The organism is Streptococcus sp. SV2 (genome assembly GCF_030440175.1).
Taxonomy (GTDB): Bacteria; Bacillota; Bacilli; order Lactobacillales; family Streptococcaceae; genus Streptococcus; species Streptococcus raffinosi.
In genome coordinates this window covers 42,605-62,418 of the sequence record NZ_JAQFJQ010000008.1, presented here as the reverse complement: position 1 = coordinate 62,418, position 19,814 = coordinate 42,605, and the positions used below count along the sequence as shown (strand labels likewise).

18 protein-coding genes are annotated in these 19,814 nt (G+C 41.1%); 17 read left to right on the top strand and 1 reads right to left on the bottom strand.

The features are described from left to right. Positions 1 to 25 precede the first annotated feature (25 nt). The 17 genes from pbp1b to PCY14_RS06125 all read left to right on the top strand — a co-directional run bounded on the left by pbp1b (position 26) and on the right by PCY14_RS06125 (position 19,002). Positions 26 to 2,449: a penicillin-binding protein PBP1B gene (pbp1b, locus tag PCY14_RS06205; protein WP_008536095.1), complete on the top strand. Its 2,424-nt coding sequence runs from the start codon at positions 26 to 28 to the stop codon at positions 2,447 to 2,449. A gap of 343 nt (positions 2,450 to 2,792) precedes the next feature. Next, complete coding sequence (gene rpoB / locus PCY14_RS06200; protein ID WP_021152635.1) at positions 2,793 to 6,374, top strand: DNA-directed RNA polymerase subunit beta; 3,582 nt, start codon at positions 2,793 to 2,795, stop codon at positions 6,372 to 6,374. A gap of 101 nt (positions 6,375 to 6,475) precedes the next feature. Then, positions 6,476 to 10,114, top strand: a complete 3,639-nt coding sequence (rpoC, locus tag PCY14_RS06195; RefSeq protein ID WP_143566773.1) for a DNA-directed RNA polymerase subunit beta' — start codon at positions 6,476 to 6,478, stop codon at positions 10,112 to 10,114. Positions 10,115 to 10,271: 157 nt separating this feature from the next. Further along, complete coding sequence (locus PCY14_RS06190) at positions 10,272 to 10,634, top strand: DUF1033 family protein (RefSeq protein WP_002887450.1); 363 nt, start codon at positions 10,272 to 10,274, stop codon at positions 10,632 to 10,634. A gap of 97 nt (positions 10,635 to 10,731) precedes the next feature. Beyond that, positions 10,732 to 11,673, top strand: coding sequence for a competence type IV pilus ATPase ComGA (comGA, locus tag PCY14_RS06185; RefSeq protein ID WP_008536104.1), 942 nt, complete (start codon positions 10,732 to 10,734; stop codon positions 11,671 to 11,673). Next, complete coding sequence (gene comGB / locus PCY14_RS06180) at positions 11,555 to 12,655, top strand: competence type IV pilus assembly protein ComGB (RefSeq protein ID WP_293916661.1); 1,101 nt, start codon at positions 11,555 to 11,557, stop codon at positions 12,653 to 12,655. Before comGA ends, comGB begins: the two co-directional genes overlap by 119 nt. A gap of 8 nt (positions 12,656 to 12,663) precedes the next feature. Further along, positions 12,664 to 12,978, top strand: coding sequence for a competence type IV pilus major pilin ComGC (comGC, locus tag PCY14_RS06175; RefSeq protein WP_037609465.1), 315 nt, complete (start codon positions 12,664 to 12,666; stop codon positions 12,976 to 12,978). After that, positions 12,938 to 13,366 carry a competence type IV pilus minor pilin ComGD gene (gene comGD / locus PCY14_RS06170; RefSeq protein WP_008536109.1) on the top strand — a complete coding sequence of 143 codons (429 nt, stop codon included), beginning with the start codon at positions 12,938 to 12,940 and terminating at the stop codon, positions 13,364 to 13,366. Before comGC ends, comGD begins: the two co-directional genes overlap by 41 nt. Then, positions 13,338 to 13,628, top strand: coding sequence for a competence type IV pilus minor pilin ComGE (gene comGE / locus PCY14_RS06165; protein WP_008536111.1), 291 nt, complete (start codon positions 13,338 to 13,340; stop codon positions 13,626 to 13,628). The genes comGD and comGE overlap by 29 nt, the downstream gene beginning before the upstream one ends. Further along, entirely contained in the window at positions 13,615 to 14,052 is a 438-nt protein-coding gene (comGF, locus tag PCY14_RS06160) for a competence type IV pilus minor pilin ComGF (protein ID WP_021152629.1), read from the top strand. Before comGE ends, comGF begins: the two co-directional genes overlap by 14 nt. Continuing rightward, the gene (gene comGG, locus PCY14_RS06155) at positions 14,030 to 14,347 is read left to right on the top strand and encodes a competence type IV pilus minor pilin ComGG (RefSeq protein WP_008536113.1); all 318 of its coding nucleotides are present in this window, start codon (positions 14,030 to 14,032) and stop codon (positions 14,345 to 14,347) included. Before comGF ends, comGG begins: the two co-directional genes overlap by 23 nt. 45 nt (positions 14,348 to 14,392) lie before the next feature. Further along, positions 14,393 to 15,349 carry a class I SAM-dependent methyltransferase gene (locus PCY14_RS06150; RefSeq protein WP_008536115.1) on the top strand — a complete coding sequence of 319 codons (957 nt, stop codon included), beginning with the start codon at positions 14,393 to 14,395 and terminating at the stop codon, positions 15,347 to 15,349. A 56-nt stretch (positions 15,350 to 15,405) separates the two neighbouring features. Further along, positions 15,406 to 16,599, top strand: a complete 1,194-nt coding sequence (locus tag PCY14_RS06145; RefSeq protein WP_021146568.1) for an acetate kinase — start codon at positions 15,406 to 15,408, stop codon at positions 16,597 to 16,599. A gap of 245 nt (positions 16,600 to 16,844) precedes the next feature. Continuing rightward, on the top strand, positions 16,845 to 17,042 hold the full coding sequence (locus tag PCY14_RS06140) for a helix-turn-helix transcriptional regulator (RefSeq protein ID WP_301363252.1): 198 nt from the start codon (positions 16,845 to 16,847) through the stop codon (positions 17,040 to 17,042). An 11-nt stretch (positions 17,043 to 17,053) separates the two neighbouring features. Beyond that, entirely contained in the window at positions 17,054 to 17,710 is a 657-nt protein-coding gene (locus PCY14_RS06135; protein ID WP_021146566.1) for a CPBP family intramembrane glutamic endopeptidase, read from the top strand. A 73-nt stretch (positions 17,711 to 17,783) separates the two neighbouring features. Further along, positions 17,784 to 18,227, top strand: a complete 444-nt coding sequence (locus PCY14_RS06130) for a hypothetical protein (RefSeq protein WP_021152628.1) — start codon at positions 17,784 to 17,786, stop codon at positions 18,225 to 18,227. A gap of 112 nt (positions 18,228 to 18,339) precedes the next feature. Then, the gene (locus PCY14_RS06125) at positions 18,340 to 19,002 is read left to right on the top strand and encodes a CPBP family intramembrane glutamic endopeptidase (protein WP_021146564.1); all 663 of its coding nucleotides are present in this window, start codon (positions 18,340 to 18,342) and stop codon (positions 19,000 to 19,002) included. A 26-nt stretch (positions 19,003 to 19,028) separates the two neighbouring features. On the opposite strand, the gene proC is transcribed toward PCY14_RS06125, so the two are convergent. Continuing rightward, the gene (gene proC, locus PCY14_RS06120; RefSeq protein ID WP_021146563.1) at positions 19,029 to 19,799 is read right to left on the bottom strand and encodes a pyrroline-5-carboxylate reductase; all 771 of its coding nucleotides are present in this window, start codon (positions 19,797 to 19,799) and stop codon (positions 19,029 to 19,031) included. Positions 19,800 to 19,814: the final 15 nt, after the last annotated feature.

Sequence of the window (19,814 nt, the reverse complement as noted above, 5' to 3'; positions counted from 1 at the left end):
TTATAATAGGCTTTGAGGTATTTCTATGAATTTTGAAAAAATAATAAATTTTTTTAGACGGCCAGGTCAAGCCATTCGTAAAAAGTTTGCCGGTTTCAGGTCTAAAAAAGGAGAGAAATCTTTAGGAGAGGGGAAGCTTGTGACTGAGTCTAAGAAAAATCACAAGCAAGCGAAGAAGTCGTCTGAGGACCGGATGACTTTCCTAGATATGGGCGATGTTTTCTTAAAAACATTAAAACTCTTGTCTGATTTCTTTTATGTGGTTATTATCGTCCTTACCTTGTTTGGTGCCGGTATTGGTTTGGGCTATTTGGGGAGTCAAATTGAGTCTGTTCCGTCTATTAAGGATAAAACCTTGTTGAATCAGATTAGTGAGGTTAGTCTGGTATCTTCGATGAGTTATTCTGACTCTAAGAAGATTGCAGATATTGACACGGACTTATTGAGAACTCCGATTGAAAGTGATGCGATTTCTAATAACGTCAAAAATGCCATCATCGCAACTGAGGATGAAAATTTCAAGAAGCATAAGGGTGTTGTACCAAAGGCGGTTTTTAGGGCCTTGGTGTCATCAGTGTTAGGTGTAGGTTCCTCAAGTGGCGGTTCAACGCTGACTCAGCAGTTAATCAAGCAACAGGTCACGGGAGATGCCCCGACCTTTAAGCGTAAGGCAGCAGAGATTATCTATGCCCTACAACTGGAGCGTCGTGCTTCAAAAAATGAAATTTTAACCGACTACCTGAATGTTTCTCCTTTTGGACGTAACTATAGGGGAAAAAATATCGCTGGTATTGAGGAAGCTGCCCAAGGAATTTTCGGGGTTTCTGCAGCGGATTTAACTGTTCCTCAAGCGGCTTATCTTGCAGGTTTACCACAGAGTCCCATTGTCTATTCGCCTTATACCGCAGATGGTCAACTCAAGAACGCAAATGACCTGTCTTATGGCTTAGCGCGTCAAAAAGATGTCCTTTACAATCTCTATCGAGGCGGCTACCTAGATAAGTCACAATACGATAGTTACAAGAATTATGATATTACTAAAGATTTCAAGGCTGGAGAAAATCCAGATGCTGTCAGTCATGACTATTTGTACTATTCAGTCATGTCTGAAGCTCAGGATGTCATGTATGATTATTTGGTGAAGCGTGACAAGGTATCAAGTCAAGAGTTAAAAAATGATAAGACAAAGGAAACCTACCGTGAGATGGCTCTTCGAGAGCTACAAACAGGTGGTTATCATGTCAAGACAACAATTGACAATGCCGTCTATAATGCGATGCAAAATGCTGCTAGTCAATATGGTGGCCTACTCGATCAAGGTGGCAATAGTGGCGTTGAAGTCGGAAATGTACTGATGGACAATGCGACTGGAGCAATTCTAGGATTTGTTGGTGGTCGTAGTTATGAAAATAACCAAAATAACCATGCCTTTGATACGGCACGTTCTCCTGGTTCTTCTATTAAGCCCATTATCGCTTATGGTATTGCTATTGATCAAGGTTTGATGGGAAGCTCCAGTATTCTTTCCAATTATCCAGCCAATTTTACAGGTGGGACACCGATTCTTCACGATGGTAATAAGGGTACGGCTATGATGAATCTGCAGGAGGCTCTTAATACCTCATGGAATATTCCTGCTTTTTGGACCTACCAAATGCTTCAGCGTAATGATGTTGATGTTGAGGGATATATGACCAAGATGGGTTACAATATTGCTAACTATAATATTGAGAGTCTACCTCTTGGTGGTGGGATTGAAACGACAGTCGCCCAACAGGTCAATGCTTATCAGATGCTTTCAAATGGTGGTGTCTACGAAAAAGGTTATATGGTTGATAGTATTACTGATCGTACAGGCGAGGTTATTTATCAGCATAAATCCGAAGGGGTTCAAGTTTTCTCGAGGGCTACGGCAAGTATCATGGATAATCTCCTCAAAGAAGTTGTCGTTAAGGGGGCAACGACCCAGTTCCATTCTGAATTGAAAAATGTCAATGGTTCAGCAGCTTCAGCCGATTGGATGGGTAAAACAGGAACGACAGATAACTTTGCGGATGCTTGGCTGATTGTGTCAACTCCTGGGATTACCCTTGGTGGTTGGGCTGGTTATGACAATAATACGCCGACCGATTCTAAAACAGGTTACACCTACAATGCCCAATATATGGCTCGTTTAACGTCAGCTATCTACAATGCTAATCCAGGTATTTTTAAGACAGGTGATAAGTTTAACATGGATTCAAGTGCCATAAAAGCCAGTGTGCTCAAATCAACAGGTCTTAAGCCAGCAACAGTGTCGGTCAATGGCCGTAATGTTTCCGTAAGTGGTGAAATGGTTGATAGTTACTGGGCCAAAAATGGGCCTGGCGACACCACTTACAAGTTTGCTATCGGAGGAACGGATAGTGACTATCAAAAGGCTTGGTCTAGTATTCTTGGAGGTCATTAAAATCTCCCAAAAACTTGCAAAAAAGCTAAAAATTAGGTATAATATAGGCAACTATTTGTCGTCTTACTTGGTTGAAATATTGTCCAATCAAGAGATACAGCAGTTAAATCAACGTTTTTTCGGTCAGATTTAGCTGCTATTTTTGTGCTTATTTTTAGGATTTCCAAGCATTGTAATGCATATTTAAAGGTTCTAAAAATTCACATCTTGCCCTATCTCTGAGTATCTGTTATTAGAGTGGTCAGATTTAGCATTTGATTGGATAAAGCACTAAAAAAATGGCAAATATTTAAAGTGCACGACTTGCAAAGCAGGTCTCGAATGTAGAAAAGGAGTAGAAGACTTGGCAGGACATGACGTTCAATACGGGAAACATCGTACCCGTCGTAGTTTTTCAAGAATCAAAGAAGTTCTTGATTTACCAAACTTGATTGAAATCCAAACGGATTCATTTAAAGATTTCTTGGATACTGGTCTTAAAGAGGTTTTTGAGGATGTACTTCCTATCTCAAACTTCACAGACACTATGGAATTGGAATTCGTTGGTTACGAATTGAAAGAGCCTAAGTATACACTTGAAGAAGCTCGTATCCACGATGCATCATACTCAGCACCAATCTTTGTGACTTTCCGTCTTATTAACAAAGAAACTGGTGAAATCAAAACTCAGGAAGTCTTCTTTGGAGATTTCCCTATTATGACTGAGATGGGTACTTTCATCATCAATGGTGGTGAACGTATTATCGTTTCTCAGTTGGTGCGCTCACCGGGTGTTTACTTTAACGATAAGGTTGATAAAAACGGTAAAGTGGGTTATGGCTCAACAGTTATCCCTAACCGTGGGGCATGGCTTGAACTTGAAACAGATTCAAAAGACATCGCCTATACTCGTATCGACCGTACACGTAAGATTCCATTCACAACGCTTGTGCGTGCGCTTGGATTCTCAGGTGATGACGAAATTGTTGATATCTTTGGTGATAGCGAGTTGGTTCGCAACACTGTTGAAAAAGATATCCACAAAAACCCAGCAGATTCACGTACTGATGAAGCGCTTAAAGAAATTTATGAACGTCTTCGTCCGGGTGAACCTAAAACTGCCGACAGTTCACGTAGCTTGCTTGTAGCTCGTTTCTTTGACCCACGTCGTTATGACTTGGCTGCTGTTGGTCGTTACAAAGTTAACAAAAAACTTAACATCAAGACACGTCTTTTGGGACAAACTATTGCTGAAAACTTGGTAGATTCTGAAACAGGTGAAATCCTTGTTGAAGCTGGTACTGAAATGACACGTGATGTGATTGATTCAATCGCAGAACACTTGGATGGTGATTTGAACAAATTTGTATACACACCAAACGATTATGCGGTGGTTACAGAACCTGTTGTTCTTCAAAAATTCAAGGTTGTTGCACCAAATGATCCAGATCGTGTGGTTACAATTGTTGGTAATGCCAATCCAGACGATAAGGTTCGTGCTTTGACGACAGCGGATATCTTGGCTGAAATGAGCTACTTCCTTAACCTTGCTGAAGGTATCGGTAAAGTAGACGATATCGACCACCTTGGTAACCGTCGTATCCGTGCCGTTGGTGAATTGCTTGCTAACCAATTCCGTATTGGCTTGGCTCGTATGGAACGTAATGTGCGTGAACGTATGTCAGTTCAGGATAACGAAGTCCTGACACCGCAACAAATTATCAATATTCGTCCTGTAACTGCAGCGGTGAAAGAATTCTTTGGTTCTTCTCAATTGTCACAGTTCATGGACCAACACAACCCATTGTCAGAGTTGTCACACAAACGTCGTTTGTCAGCCTTGGGACCTGGTGGTTTGACACGTGACCGTGCCGGATACGAAGTTCGTGACGTGCACTATACACACTATGGTCGTATGTGTCCAATCGAAACACCTGAAGGACCTAACATCGGTTTGATCAATAACTTGTCTTCATACGGACACCTTAACAAGTATGGTTTCATTCAAACACCATACCGTAAGGTTGACCGTGCAACTGGTAAGGTAACCAACGAAGTGGTTTGGTTGACTGCCGATGAAGAAGATGAGTACACAGTTGCTCAGGCCAACTCTAAACTGAATGAAGATGGAACATTTGCAGAAGAAATCGTCATGGGTCGTCACCAAGGTAATAACCAAGAGTACCCATCACACCTTGTAGATTTCGTAGATGTTTCTCCTAAACAGGTAGTTGCCGTTGCGACAGCATGTATTCCATTCTTGGAAAACGATGACTCTAACCGTGCCCTCATGGGTGCCAACATGCAACGTCAAGCTGTGCCATTGATTGATCCAAAAGCACCATTTGTTGGTACTGGTATGGAATATCAAGCTGCCCACGATTCAGGGGCTGCTGTCATCGCTCAACATGACGGTAAAGTTGTTTACTCTGATGCCGATAAGGTTGAAGTTCGTCGTGAAGATGGTTCGCTTGACGTTTATACTGTTCAAAAATTCCGCCGTTCAAACTCAGGTACTGCTTACAACCAACGTACTTTGGTTAAGGTTGGTGATATTGTCGAAAAAGGTGACTTCATCGCTGATGGTCCATCTATGGAAGGTGGCGAAATGGCCCTCGGTCAAAACCCTATCGTCGCATACATGACATGGGAAGGTTACAACTTCGAGGATGCCGTAATCATGAGTGAGCGTCTTGTGAAAGATGACGTTTATACATCTGTTCACTTGGAAGAATTCGAATCAGAAACACGTGATACAAAGCTTGGGCCTGAAGAAATCACACGTGAATTGCCAAATGTTGGTGAGGAAGCCCTTAAAGACCTTGACGAAATGGGTATTATCCGTATCGGTGCTGAGGTTAAAGAAGGTGACATTCTTGTTGGTAAGGTAACACCTAAGGGTGAAAAAGACCTTTCAGCTGAAGAACGTCTTCTCCACGCTATCTTTGGTGATAAATCTCGTGAAGTACGTGATACGTCACTTCGTGTTCCTCACGGTGGTGATGGTGTCGTTCGTGATGTTAAAATCTTTACACGTGCCAACGGTGATGAATTGCAATCAGGTGTTAACATGCTTGTTCGTGTTTACATTGCTCAAAAACGTAAGATCAAGGTTGGAGATAAGATGGCCGGTCGTCACGGTAACAAAGGGGTTGTTTCTCGTATTGTTCCGGTTGAAGACATGCCTTACCTTCCAGACGGTACACCAGTTGATATCATGTTGAACCCACTTGGGGTGCCATCACGTATGAATATCGGACAAGTTATGGAACTTCACCTTGGTATGGCTGCTCGTAACTTGGGTATTCACATCGCAACACCAGTCTTTGATGGAGCAAGTTCAGAAGACCTCTGGGATACTGTTCGTGAAGCTGGTATGGATAGCGATGCTAAGACAATTCTTTACGATGGCCGTACAGGTGAGCCGTTTGATAACCGTGTGTCAGTTGGTGTCATGTATATGATCAAACTTCACCACATGGTTGATGATAAACTTCACGCTCGTTCAGTTGGTCCTTACTCACTTGTTACTCAACAACCTCTTGGTGGTAAAGCACAATTTGGTGGACAACGTTTCGGTGAGATGGAGGTTTGGGCCCTTGAAGCTTACGGTGCTTCAAACATTCTTCAAGAAATCTTGACTTACAAGTCTGATGATGTTAACGGACGTTTGAAAGCCTATGAAGCGATTACTAAAGGTAAACCAATTCCAAAACCAGGCGTTCCAGAATCATTCCGAGTACTTGTAAAAGAATTGCAATCACTCGGTCTTGACATGCGTGTCCTTGACGAAGACGATCATGAAGTTGAATTGCGTGATCTTGATGAAGGTGAAGATGACGACGTTATGCACGTTGACGATCTTGAAAAAGCACGTGTGCAACAGGCCAAAGAAGCTGCTGAATTAGAAAAAGCTAAAGAAGAAGCTTCAAATAAAGAAGAATAAACATAAGCTTTAGAAGTGGAAGATTCTTCCCCCTCTAAGGTAGCTGATAAAGGTGACAATAGAGCTACTATTGTCAATAGAAAAAAAGAAAGGTAATACTAGTGGTTGACGTAAATCGATTTAAAAGTATGCAAATCACACTAGCTTCACCAACTAAAGTCCGTTCATGGTCTTATGGTGAAGTTAAGAAACCTGAAACAATCAACTACCGTACGCTCAAACCAGAACGTGAAGGTCTCTTTGATGAAGTGATCTTTGGTCCAACTAAGGACTGGGAATGTGCGTGTGGAAAATACAAACGTATCCGTTATAAAGGTATCGTTTGTGACCGCTGTGGTGTTGAAGTAACACGTGCTAAGGTTCGTCGTGAACGTATGGGTCACATCGAGTTGAAAGCACCAGTATCACATATCTGGTACTTCAAGGGAATCCCTTCTCGTATGGGATTGACTTTGGATATGAGCCCTCGTGCGCTTGAAGAAGTTATTTATTTCGCAGCTTACGTGGTTATCGATCCAAAAGAAACACCACTTGAACCAAAATCTCTCTTGACTGAACGTGAATATCGCGAAAAATTGCAAGAGTATGGACATGGTTCATTCGTCGCTAAAATGGGTGCAGAAGCCATCCAAGATCTCTTGAAACAAGTGGATTTGGAAGCTGAAATTGCTGAACTCAAGGAAGAGTTGAAGACAGCAACTGGTCAAAAACGTGTTAAGGCTGTTCGTCGTTTGGACGTTCTTGATGCCTTCTACAAGTCTGGTAACAAACCAGAATGGATGGTACTTAACATCTTGCCAGTATTGCCACCAGATCTTCGTCCGATGGTTCAATTGGATGGTGGCCGTTTTGCAGCATCTGACTTGAACGATCTTTATCGTCGTGTTATCAACCGTAACAACCGTTTGGCTCGTTTGCTTGAATTGAATGCCCCAGGTATCATCGTGCAAAATGAAAAACGTATGTTGCAAGAAGCGGTAGATGCCCTTATTGATAATGGACGTCGTGGTCGTCCAATCACTGGACCAGGTAGTCGTCCACTTAAATCTTTGAGCCACATGCTTAAAGGTAAACAAGGACGTTTCCGTCAGAACTTGCTTGGTAAACGTGTTGACTTCTCTGGACGTTCTGTTATCGCTGTTGGTCCAACACTTAAAATGTATCAATGTGGTGTGCCACGTTTGATGGCCATCGAACTTTTCAAACCATTTGTTATGCGTGAAATCGTTGCGCGTGAATACGCAGGCAACGTGAAAGCCGCTAAACGTATGGTTGAACGTGGTGATGAACGTATTTGGGATATTCTTGAAGATGTCATTAAGGAACACCCAGTACTTCTTAACCGTGCACCTACCCTCCACCGTTTGGGGATTCAGGCCTTTGAACCAGTCTTGATTGATGGTAAGGCCCTTCGCCTCCACCCACTTGCCTGTGAAGCCTACAATGCCGACTTTGACGGTGACCAAATGGCCATTCACGTTCCATTGTCTGAAGAAGCTCAAGCTGAAGCACGCTTGCTCCTCCTTGCAGCAGAACACATCCTTAACCCTAAAGATGGTAAACCAGTCGTAACGCCATCTCAGGATATGGTTCTTGGTAACTACTACTTGACAATGGAAGAAAAAGGTCGTGAAGGTGAAGGTATGGTCTTCAAGGATATTGATGAGGCAGTGATGGCTTATCGTAATGGTTATGTTCACTTGCATAGCCGTGTCGGTATTGCTGTAGACAGTATGCCTGATAAACCTTGGAAAGAAAACCAACTTCACAAGATTATGGTAACAACCGTTGGTAAAATCTTCTTTAATGAGATTATTCCAGCAGAAATTCCATACCTCCAAGAAATCACAAATGAAAACTTGACCGATAGTACGCCAGATAAATACTTCCTTGAACCAGGTCAAGATATCCAAACCGTTATTGATAGTTTGGAAATTAATGCACCATTTAAGAAGAAAAATCTTGGTAACATCATCGCTGAAACCTTCAAACGTCTTCGCACGACTGAAACGTCAGCCTTCCTTGACCGTTTGAAAGACCTTGGTTACTATCACTCAACACTTGCTGGTTTGACCGTTGGTATCGCCGATATCCCAGTTATTGATAACAAACAAGAAATTATTGATGCTGCTCACCACCGTGTTGAAGAAATTAACAAAGCCTTCCGTCGTGGTTTGATGACAGATGATGACCGTTATGTTGCTGTTACAACAACATGGCGTGAAGCTAAAGAAGCACTTGAAAAACGTCTGATTGAGACACAAGATTCTAAGAACCCAATCGTTATGATGATGGACTCAGGAGCTCGTGGTAACATCTCTAACTTCTCCCAACTTGCCGGTATGCGTGGTTTGATGGCCGCTCCTAACGGACGTATCATGGAATTGCCTATCCTTTCAAACTTCCGTGAAGGTTTGAGCGTTTTGGAAATGTTCTTCTCAACTCACGGTGCTCGTAAAGGTATGACCGATACGGCCTTGAAGACTGCCGACTCAGGTTACTTGACTCGTCGTTTGGTTGACGTTGCCCAGGATGTTATTATCCGTGAAGATGACTGTGGAACAGACCGTGGTCTTCTCATTCGTGCGATTACTGATGGTAAAGAGGTTACAGAAACACTTGAAGAACGTCTTCAAGGTCGTTACACTAAGAAATCAGTTAAGAATCCTACAACAGGTGAAGTCATCGTAGGTCCAGATACCTTGATTACTGAAGAAATGGCTGCTGCTATTGTCAATGCTGGTGTTGAAGAAGTCACTATCCGTTCAGTATTTACATGTAACACACGCCACGGTGTCTGCCGTCACTGTTATGGTATTAACTTGGCAACTGGTGATGCGGTTGAAGTTGGTGAAGCTGTTGGTACTATCGCTGCCCAATCTATCGGGGAACCTGGTACACAGCTTACTATGCGTACCTTCCACACCGGTGGGGTAGCCTCAAACACCGATATCACACAAGGTCTTCCACGTATCCAGGAAATCTTCGAAGCTCGTAACCCTAAAGGGGAAGCGGTCATTACTGAAGTTAAGGGTAATGTTATCGAAATCGAAGAAGATGCTGCAACACGTACTAAGAAGGTCTTCGTTCAAGGTAAAACTGGCATGGGTGAATATGTTGTACCATTTACAGCTCGTATGAAAGTTGAAGTGGGAGATGAAGTTCACCGTGGTGCCGCTCTTACAGAAGGTTCAATCCAACCAAAACACCTTCTTGAAGTTCGTGATACCTTGTCAGTTGAAACTTACCTTCTTGCAGAAGTACAAAAAGTTTACCGTAGCCAAGGGGTAGAAATCGGAGACAAGCACGTCGAAGTAATGGTTCGTCAAATGCTTCGTAAAGTACGTGTCATGGATCCAGGTGACACAAATCTTCTTCCAGGAACACTTATGGACATTGCAGATTTCACAGATGCTAACAAGGATATTGTTATTTCTGGTGGTCTTCCTGCAACATCACGTCCAGTTCTTCTTGGTATCACTAAAGCCTCACTTGAAACAAATTCATTCTTGTCTGCGGCTTCCTTCCAAGAAACAACACGTGTCCTCACAGATGCTGCTATCCGTGGTAAGAAAGACCATCTTCTTGGTCTTAAAGAAAATGTTATCATTGGTAAGACTATCCCTGCTGGTACAGGTATGGCTCGCTACCGTAACATTGAACCACTTTCAGTTAACGAAGTTGAAGTTATTGAAAACATTGCTGTTGATGAAGCAATTGTGGAAACATCTGAAGACTAAGATTACAGTAAAAGGGCTCACAGCTGTGAGTCCTTTTTGTATTTATATGACCAGAATGCCTCTTTTCTTGATAAATATGAAAAATAAAACCATTTTTTTTATCTTTCCCAGAAAATTTTGTATAATAGGAAAACAAAAGATGAAGTGAGAAAGAAAGATGTACCAAGTAGTTGAGATGAAAGGTGACTTGGAGCCGTGGTGGTTCTTAGAAGGCTGGCAAGAGGATATTATCAGCATAAAGGAGTTTGAAGATTTTTACGATGCTCTAAAGTACTACAAAAAACTTTGGTTTGCCATGGAAGAGATCTTGCCAAGCTATATTAGTCGTAGTAGTGTCATGACTGCCTTTTGGGATCAAAAGGATAAGCATTGGTGTGAGGAGTGTAACGAATATCTGCAGGTTTACCAATCTATCGCCCTCTTGGATGATTGGAAGGAGATTCCTGAGGAAAAATACCGTCCAGGCTATGAAAAGCGTAATGACCTTCCAACTCATGCTCATTGTAAAATAAAACGATAATCAGGATTATTGAATTGAAGCTCGAAGTTTTCGAGCTTTTTTTCATTTTCCTTATTTTTTTTCAATCTTTTGCGAATAGGACTATGAGGAGGTCCTTATGGTAACAGAATTTGCTAAGGAAATGATCAAAAATGCTGATAGTTGTGGGGCTCAAGACATCTATATTATTCCACGTCAGGATAATTACGAGCTCTATATGCGAATTGGGCAGGAGAGGAGATTGATTGATGTATATCGGCCTGATTTCATGGCTAGTCTTATTGGTCACTTTAAATTTGTGGCAGGAATGATGGTAGGTGAGAAACGTAGGAGTCAACTGGGCTCTTGTGATTATGATTGTGGTGATGGTCACTTGGTTTCTCTGCGTTTATCAACTGTTGGAGACTATCGAGGCTTGGAAAGCCTGGTTATTCGTGTTCTTCATTCCGAACGAAGAGAGTTAACGTACTGGAATCAAGGGATTCAGCCAATTGTGGATGCATTGGATTATCGAGGTTTGTACCTTTTTGCAGGTCCTGTGGGCTCTGGGAAGACGACGCTTATGCATGCCTTGGTACAGGAGCGTTTTAAGGGGCAACAGGTGATTTCAATTGAGGATCCTGTAGAGATTAAACAGGATAATGTCTTGCAGCTCCAGGTTAATCAGGCGATTGATATGACCTATGATAATTTAATAAAGCTATCTCTGCGTCATCGTCCGGATGTTCTGATTATTGGAGAAATTCGGGATAGAGAGACTGCCCGAGCTGTTATTAGGGCTAGTCTGACAGGAGTGACTGTTCTTTCAACCATTCACGCCAAGAGTGTGGCCGGTGTTTATGAACGCCTCCTGGACCTTGGTGTAGACAAGTCTGAATTGGATAATGCGCTTCAAGGTATTGCCTATATGCGTTTGATAAAGGGAGGAGGGGTGATTGATTTTGCCAAAGAAAGTTTCCAAAACCATTCGTCAACCAGCTGGAACCAGCAACTGGAAGACTTGGTTAAACAGGGACATCTCACTGAAAGGGATATCCAAGGGGAGAAAATTAAAGATTAACCAACAAGTCAAGGTTATTCAGCTTTTCAAACAACTCTTGAAGGCAGGATTCACCCTAACTGAAATTGTGGCTTTCTTGGAGCGCAGTCATTTGTTGAAAGAATCCTCATTATCTCTTATGAAAGAGAGTTTAATGCGAGGTGAGAGATTGGACCAGATGTTTGCATCAGTGGGCTTTTCGGATAATATTGTCACTCAGATTGCACTTGCTGACAAGCATGGAGATCTTTTAGGGAGCTTGACTAAGATTGAAACCTATATGCTTCGCATGACCAAGGTTCGTAAGAAACTCATGGAAGTGGCGACTTATCCTATCTTGCTTTTGGGGTTCCTGATTTTGATTATGTTGGGACTCAAAAATTATCTTTTACCACAACTTTTAGAAGGTGATGGTAAGGATAACTGGGCAGTACAACTGGTTCAAATGTTTCCTCAGTTGTTCTTTGTGAGTTTGTTTGGATTCCTTGTGTTAGGGATTCTCCTCTATGTCTGGGTGAAACGCCAGTCAGCTCTTGTTTTTTATAGGCGAATAGCCAAAATCCCATTTATTGGTCAGACAGTAAGGCTTTACACGACAGCCTATTATGCTAGGGAGTGGGGAAATCTATTAGGTCAAGGCGTTGACTTGCTAGATCTAGTGGCTCTTATGCAAGAGCAAAAATCCAAGCTCTTTCGTGAGTTGGGGACCGATTTAGAAGAAGCCTTGATGCTGGGGCAGAGTTTCCCTGAACGTATTGCCAGTCATCCGTTTTTCACTGAGGAGCTCTCCCTAATTATTGCTTATGGGGAGGCTAATGCGAGGTTGGGATATGAGCTTGAAGTCTATGCTGAAGAGGTTTGGCAGACCTTCTTTAACCGTCTTAATAAGGCGACAACCTTTGTACAACCCCTCATTTTTGTTATTGTTGCTGTCGTGATTGTAATGATCTATGCAGCCATGTTATTACCGATGTATCAAAATATGGAAGGAATGATGTCATGAAATTGATGTTGAAAAAATTGAATGCCGTTAAGTTACGTGCTTTTACTCTGATTGAAATGCTGGTCGTGTTGCTCATTATCAGTATTCTTCTTTTGCTCTTTGTTCCTAACTTGAGTAAGCAAAAGGATTCTGTAAAAGAAACTGGAAATGCAGCTGTCGTCAAAGTTGTGGATTCTCAAGCAGAACTCTATGAAATGAAAAATAACAAGACAGCTAGTTTAGCAGCTCTTGTGTCATCAGGTCAAATTACACAAAAACAGGCAGATTCATACAATGATTATTATGCGAAACATGGTGGTGAAAGCCGCTCAGTTGCCAATTAGGGCCTTCACCTTGTTGGAAAGCTTGGTGACATTAGCAGTCGTTGCTTTTCTTACTCTGAGTTTGTCAGGGTCAGTGACGGGTATTTTTCAGCAAGTCGAGACTAATCTTTTTTATCTACGCTTTGAGTATCTGTACCGGGATAGTCAGCGCTTGGCAGCAGCGGAAGGGACTAACATTGAATTGCAGCTGACTAAGGATAAGATTAGTAATGGAAGAACCAGTCTCTCTATTCCTGAAAACATTCATCTGGATAAGGGGCAGACCCTAGTATTTGATGCTAAAGGAGGCAATTCTAGTCTTAGTAAGATTCGTTTCTCAAGTAACAAGGAGGTGGTGACTTATCAGCTTAACATGGGCAGTGGAAAATATAAAAAGACGGTCTCTTAGAGGCTATATTCTCATCGAAAGTTTGGTAGCCATGGCCGTTTTAGTGCTTGTCAGTAGCCTCATCTTAGAGCAAATTAACACTAATCGTAGGTTAATGGCTAAGAATCTTCATCAACAAGAGGTCTTGAGTGTGGCAACTATGGCCGTCCAGACCAAACAGGATCAGTTGACCTTAAATGGCATCACGGTAACAGTGAAACGTAGCAAGCAAGGCATCACAGTTTATGAATCAGGAAAGGAAATTACTCATGTCTCTAAATAGTAAGGTTCGCGCCTTTACCCTTTTGGAATGTCTGGTAGCCTTACTGGTTATAGCTGGTTCTGTCCAAGTATATCAAGGCTTAACCACCGTTCTGGTGAGCAATGTTAAACAGGTAAGACAACAAGAAAATCAAGATTGGCTTCTGTTTGTCCAACAAATGGAGGCAGAGTTAGAAGGTTGTCAGTTGGTTAAAGTAGAAGGCAACAAGCTTTATGTCAAGCAGGATAATCAAGACTTGGCATTTGGTATCTCAAATGCTTCTGATTTTCGAAAAACTAACGCCGATGGTCGAGGCTATCAACCCATGCTTTTCGGTTTAAAATCTAGTACAATCAGTCAAAAAAATCAGATAGTCACCATTGAAGTTATTCTTAAAAATGGTCTGCAAAGGAGTTTCGTTTATGCTTTTGAAAAAACAAGTTAGGGGAGGTGTTCTCCTCTATTCCCTTTTTATGGCTGGCATTTTTACACTTCTTCTTCAGGTTTATTTGGATAGGGTAGTTGCTAGCTCTAGACAAAATCAAGCACAAACAGTAGCTAGTCAGAGTCGACTTATGGCAGAAATGACGGTGGATTTGGCTGATAAGGAGTCGGGTTCTTTTAGTTTTGCTCAGGGAAATACGACTTATGAGGTAAAAGACAAGAAGATGATTATTAGAGTTGAGAATGAAGGACACACCAAGACCTATCACTATGTGAAGAAAGAGGACCAGAAATAGCAATTCTCCCCCCTTTTTGATATGATAGAGGGACGGAGGGAAATCATGAATTTTGAAGCAATTGAGACAGCTTTTGCGCTGTTGTTAGAAAATGTCCAAACCATTGAAAATGATCTTGGGACCCATGCTTACGATGCCCTTATCGAGCAAAATTCCTATTATTTGGGGGCTGACGTTGATAACGAACTTATCATCAAAAATAACGAGAAATTACGTGCCCTTAATCTAAGTAAAGAGGAGTGGCGTCGAGCCTTTCAGTTTTTGTTTATCAAACTAGGGCAGTTGGAAGCCTTACAAGCCAATCACCAATTTACACCAGATGCTATTGGATTTATCATTCTTTACCTACTTGAGGGTTTGACTAAGGACAATCAATTAGATGTCTTGGAGATTGGTTCAGGTACAGGTAACTTGGCAGAGACTCTTTTAAATAATAGTCACAAAAACCTTAATTATATGGGGATGGAAGTTGACGATTTGCTTATTGATTTGTCAGCCAGTATTGCGGATGTAGTGAACTCAAAAGCGGTTTACATTCAAGAAGACGCAGTTCGCCCCCATATCCTCAAAGAAAGCGATGTTATTATCAGTGACCTTCCAGTAGGTTACTACCCTAATGATGAAATTGCGAGTCGTTTCAAGGTGGCAGCAACTGGTGAACACACATATGCCCATCATCTTCTTATGGAGCAATCGCTTAAGTACTTGAAGAAAGACGGTATTGCTATTCTTTTGGCACCAACTAATCTTTTAACGAGTCCACAAAGTGATTTGCTTAAGAAGTGGCTATCAGGATATGCTGATATTATTGCTGTAATCACTCTTCCTGAAGCAGCTTTTGGCAATAAACACAATATGAAGTCTATCTTTGTGCTTAAAAAGCAAACAGAAAATGCTCCAGAGACCTTTGTTTATCCGCTTAGTGATTTACAAAATCCAGAGATTCTCAAAGATTTTACTGAGAATTTCCAAAAATGGAAATCAGACAATTCCATTTTATAAAAAAACATGATAAAATAAGACTATATTACTGAAAGCGTTTTACAAAGAGGTGACTTATGACAAAAACAATCGCAATCAATGCAGGAAGTTCAAGTTTGAAATGGCAATTGTATGAAATGCCATCTGAAGTTGTACTTGCCAAAGGGTTGATTGAGCGTATCGGATTAAAAGACTCTATTTCAACAGTTAAGTTTGATAATGATTCTGAAACGCAGATTTTAGATATTACCGATCATGTTCAGGCTGTAAAAATCGTACTTGATGATTTGATTCGTTTTAATATCATCAAGAATTATGATGAAATCACAGGTGTAGGTCATCGAGTGGTTGCTGGTGGTGAGTATTTCAAAGAATCAAGTTTGGTAGATGATGAAGCATTAGCGAAAATCGAAGAATTGTCTGCTTTGGCTCCACTTCATAATCCTGGCGCAGCCTCAGGGATTCGTGCCTTTAAGGAGCTCCTCCCAGATATTACCAGTGTTGCTGTTTTTGACACAGCCTTCCATACATCTATGCCAGAAGTGGCTTACCGTTATCCAGTGCCTAATCGTTATTATACAGACTATCAAGTTCGTAAATACGGAGCACACGGAACAAGCCACCAATATGTTTCTCAAGAAGCAGCTAAGCTACTAGGAAAACCTATTGAAGAAACTAAGATTATCACAGCCCATGTTGGAAATGGTGTTTCAATTACTGCCGTGGACGGTGGTAAATCAGTAGACACGTCAATGGGATTGACACCACTTGGTGGGGTTATGATGGGAACACGTACTGGGGATCTTGACCCTGCGATTATTCCATTCATCATTGACCGTGAGCCTGATATGGCCGATGCTGAACGTATTCGTCACGTCTTTAATAAAGAATCAGGACTCCTTGGTATCTCTGAAAAATCAAGCGATATGCGTGATATCATTGCTGGTAAAAATGAAGGAGATGAAAAATGTATTTTAGCCTACAATCTTTATGTAGATCGTTTGCGTAAATACATTGCTCAATACTTTGGCGTATTGAACGGAGCAGATGCCATTGTCTTTACGGCAGGTATCGGTGAAAATTCTGCAGAAGTTCGTTCTTCAATTTTAGATGGTTTGACTTGGTTTGGTATTGAAGTGGATCCTGAAAAGAATGTCTTTGGACATGTTGGCGATATTACAACAGCAGAGTCACCTGTTAAAGTTTTTGTCATCCCAACAGATGAAGAATTGGTGATTGCGCGTGATGTTGAGCGCCTTAAATCTAAATAAGTTATCAAAAAATTGATAAGACCAGAAAAGTTGGCTGAGTGATTGGCCAGCTTTTTTGAGTACTTGGAAAGAATTATTCGCCTATATCCGGATATGTCATTCGATAAGTAAAGAAAACTTTACAAAAAATGCAAAATAGACTTTACAAAATATGTTAAGTGAACTATACTATAGATGTGAAGTTAACTTAACAAAGAGATGGGAGTTTAACTATTTGAGAATAAACTATAAGGTTGAGGTATCATATGGAAACAAAGATTCAGGAACTTCGCAAGGCTAATAAGATTAGTCAGGCAGAGTTAGCAGATGAGATGGGAGTCACGAGGCAGACCATCATTTCACTCGAAAAAGGTCGCTATAATGCGTCCTTGGAACTAGCTTTTAAAATTGCTAGGTATTTTGGAAAGACTATTGAAAAAGTCTTTCTTTTTGAGGAAGATTAAGGAGAAAAGATATGTTTAAACAAGTCATGAAGAAAATTGGTGTTATTGTTTTAGCGCTCACTCTACTAATCTTAGATTTAACACTATTAGGTGCTTTCCCACTACTTACTCAGGATGGTAAGTTTTCACTTGTGGAGCAAATAGGTTACGGTGTTTGGGCATTAGGGAGTTTGGCTATTTTTATCGTGATTGCTTATAGATTTAAACTCTTATCGCTTAAAGAGATTAATTGGAGACGTCTCGTTGCGATTGCTTCTCTTAATCTCGTCATCTTTTTCCTAGGTGATCTTCTAGGGTATTTTGTAGGTCAGTTAACACACAATGCAGCTATGGAAAATCAAGCTGCTTTAAATAAGATATTTATTCACGTACCATTCTATCTTTACCTAGTAGTTGCCGGTTTTATTATTCCTATTATGGAAGAAATTATTTTTAGGGGACTCTTAGCTAAGGTACTCTTTGGAAAATACTTTAAGACAGGTCTTGTTATTTCCAGTCTTCTCTTTATGGCAGGTCACTCAGCATTTACGCCTCAAACAATTGTCGTCTATGGCATTATGTCAGCTGGTCTTGCCATAACTTACTATAAGACTAAGCATATCGAGTACAGTATGGGTGTTCATATTTTAAACAACAGTATAGCTGTCCTACTCAGCCTTTTTGTTTAAGGTGAATGTTTAAAGTTATCATTGAGGAATTTTATCTTGCTCTTTTAAAGGATAATGAAAGGAATGTTAAGATATGTTATTAAAAACGTTAGGAAAGAAAAAAACAGAATCAGAGTATAAAAGATACATAGCCCGAGTAGCATGTTCTTTCTTTTCTTTGGGTATTTTGGGATTATTTATTGTTCGCTCTAACAGTCTTAGTGATTTTGCACTAGGATTAGTAGTGGGGGTTACCATTGGGAGTTACGCCCTGTCGATTTATTATTTTGCAGCGCTTAGGCATTCGAAACGTCTTCACCAGATGTACATTGCTACCTATGATGAGCGAAATAAACAGATTTTGCAGGTGACAGCAGTTGCAACACTGGTTCTGGAGTTTTTGCTTATCTTTGCTTTGATTGCCCTATATGCCTTTGTTAATATTCAGTTGCCATATGTTACAGTCTTATCTGTCTTGCTCTATGGCTTAGTTGTAGGATTTGTCCTTATTCGTATCATTCTATCTAAAATAGGATAAGAGTCCCTCATCTTTTCAAGATTGAATCTCTTATTTTCACGGTTTCTTGTCAAAGTAGTTGAATTGTATTATAATAAAGGTACAAAATAACAATAAAAAGAGGTAGCTTCTTATGAACAAAGTGTCCATTTTAAAACGCTTTCTTTATTTCTTACTGGCTTTCCTAATTTTGTGTATTGAACAGACTCCAACCATATTTGTTCGTGTTAAAGATGTGAGGGCAGTTAGTCTCCTAATTTTGGTTATGCTACTCATTAGTGCAGGAGCTCTTTTCTTGGGCAAACGTATGGGTCTTCTTGAGGGCTTTAGGGCGCTGTCTTCCATGAAGGCATGGGGAATGATTGGCCTGACCTACCTAGGTATTTACATTGTCACTGGGCTTGGTGCAATGGTCATGATGTGGGAAGGTGTTAGTAACAGCACCAATCAGGCAGCCATAGAAAATGCCCATATGAATCCCTTTGTTCTTATAACAATTACAGTGATTATGGCACCGATTGTGGAAGAGTTGGTTTTTAGAGGGCTTCTTATGGGACGGGTCTTTAATCCAGATTCTATTGTTGGTTTGATTCTAAGTGGTTTACTCTTTGGCCTTGTTCATACGCCTAATAGTATGGGTGTCTGGATTATATATGGAGGTATGGGCCTTGTCCTTGCAACTGTTTATCGTGTATCTAAGAAGCTAGAATATAGTATCATGGCTCATATGATTAACAATAGTATTGCGGTTTCAATGATGTTACTCCTACAATTGTTAGCGCCATATATCAAATAAAGCTCGGAATTTTCCGAGCTTTTTTCTTATAGTTTTTTAGCTTTAGCAATGGTTGTATCAATACTTGAAACCACACTATGGGTGAGGCCTGTACGCTCAAGGTCCATGAGGCCGGCGATAGTGGTCCCACCAGGGCTACAAACCTTGTCAATAAGATCATGTGGGCTGTCGCTACCCAGACTAAGGTTTTCAGCAGTAGCTAGAACTGTCTGTGTGGCAATGGTCAGAGCAACCTGTTTACTTAGGCCATTTTTGACGCCAGCCTTGGCTAGTGCCTCGATAAAAAGGGCAATGTAGGCCGGGCTTGAACCAGCTAGGGCAGTAAAGGTATCAAAGTCCTTTTCAGCCAATTCGACAGTGGTTCCAAAACTGTCTGTGATTTCCTTGGCAACTGCCAAAAGGTCCTCGGATACCTTATCGTTGGTGCAAAGACCAGTAGTGCTCTTAAGAATCTGAGCATTAAGGTTAGGCATGATACGAATAAGAGGTAGGTCTGGACTAGTGAGTGAAGCGAGGCGTTCCAAGGTTACTCCAGCAGCCATACTCATGATAGGTTGATGGAAAGTGAGGCCAGTTAGTACCTTATCAAACATTTGAGGTTTGATACCTAGGATGACCAAATCAGCCTTATCCAACAATTCTTGATGGGAAGCAGCAGCTTCAACCTCTAGTTCCTCTGCAATTTGGCGTGAACGAGCCAAGGAAGACCCTGAAATAATAATACGATGTGAGCTTGTGTTTAGGCCGTTGATAATGGCTGTTGCCATCTTTCCAACGCCGATAAAACCAATAATCATGGGTTACTCCTTGTC

Bases quoted from the DNA above. Each gene is read 5' to 3' on its own strand.
- pbp1b (WP_008536095.1), top strand. From the start codon at position 26: ATGAATTTTGAAAAAATAATAAATTTTTTTAGACGGCCAGGTCAAGCC.
- PCY14_RS06190 (WP_002887450.1), top strand. From the start codon at position 10,272: ATGTACCAAGTAGTTGAGATGAAAGGTGACTTGGAGCCGTGGTGGTTC.
- comGA (WP_008536104.1), top strand. From the start codon at position 10,732: ATGGTAACAGAATTTGCTAAGGAAATGATCAAAAATGCTGATAGTTGT.
- comGD (WP_008536109.1), top strand. From the start codon at position 12,938: ATGCGAAACATGGTGGTGAAAGCCGCTCAGTTGCCAATTAGGGCCTTC.
- comGF (WP_021152629.1), top strand. From the start codon at position 13,615: ATGTCTCTAAATAGTAAGGTTCGCGCCTTTACCCTTTTGGAATGTCTG.
- comGG (WP_008536113.1), top strand. From the start codon at position 14,030: ATGCTTTTGAAAAAACAAGTTAGGGGAGGTGTTCTCCTCTATTCCCTT.
- PCY14_RS06150 (WP_008536115.1), top strand. From the start codon at position 14,393: ATGAATTTTGAAGCAATTGAGACAGCTTTTGCGCTGTTGTTAGAAAAT.
- PCY14_RS06145 (WP_021146568.1), top strand. From the start codon at position 15,406: ATGACAAAAACAATCGCAATCAATGCAGGAAGTTCAAGTTTGAAATGG.
- PCY14_RS06140 (WP_301363252.1), top strand. From the start codon at position 16,845: ATGGAAACAAAGATTCAGGAACTTCGCAAGGCTAATAAGATTAGTCAG.
- PCY14_RS06135 (WP_021146566.1), top strand. From the start codon at position 17,054: ATGTTTAAACAAGTCATGAAGAAAATTGGTGTTATTGTTTTAGCGCTC.
- PCY14_RS06130 (WP_021152628.1), top strand. From the start codon at position 17,784: ATGTTATTAAAAACGTTAGGAAAGAAAAAAACAGAATCAGAGTATAAA.
- PCY14_RS06125 (WP_021146564.1), top strand. From the start codon at position 18,340: ATGAACAAAGTGTCCATTTTAAAACGCTTTCTTTATTTCTTACTGGCT.
- proC (WP_021146563.1), bottom strand. From the start codon at position 19,799: ATGATTATTGGTTTTATCGGCGTTGGAAAGATGGCAACAGCCATTATC.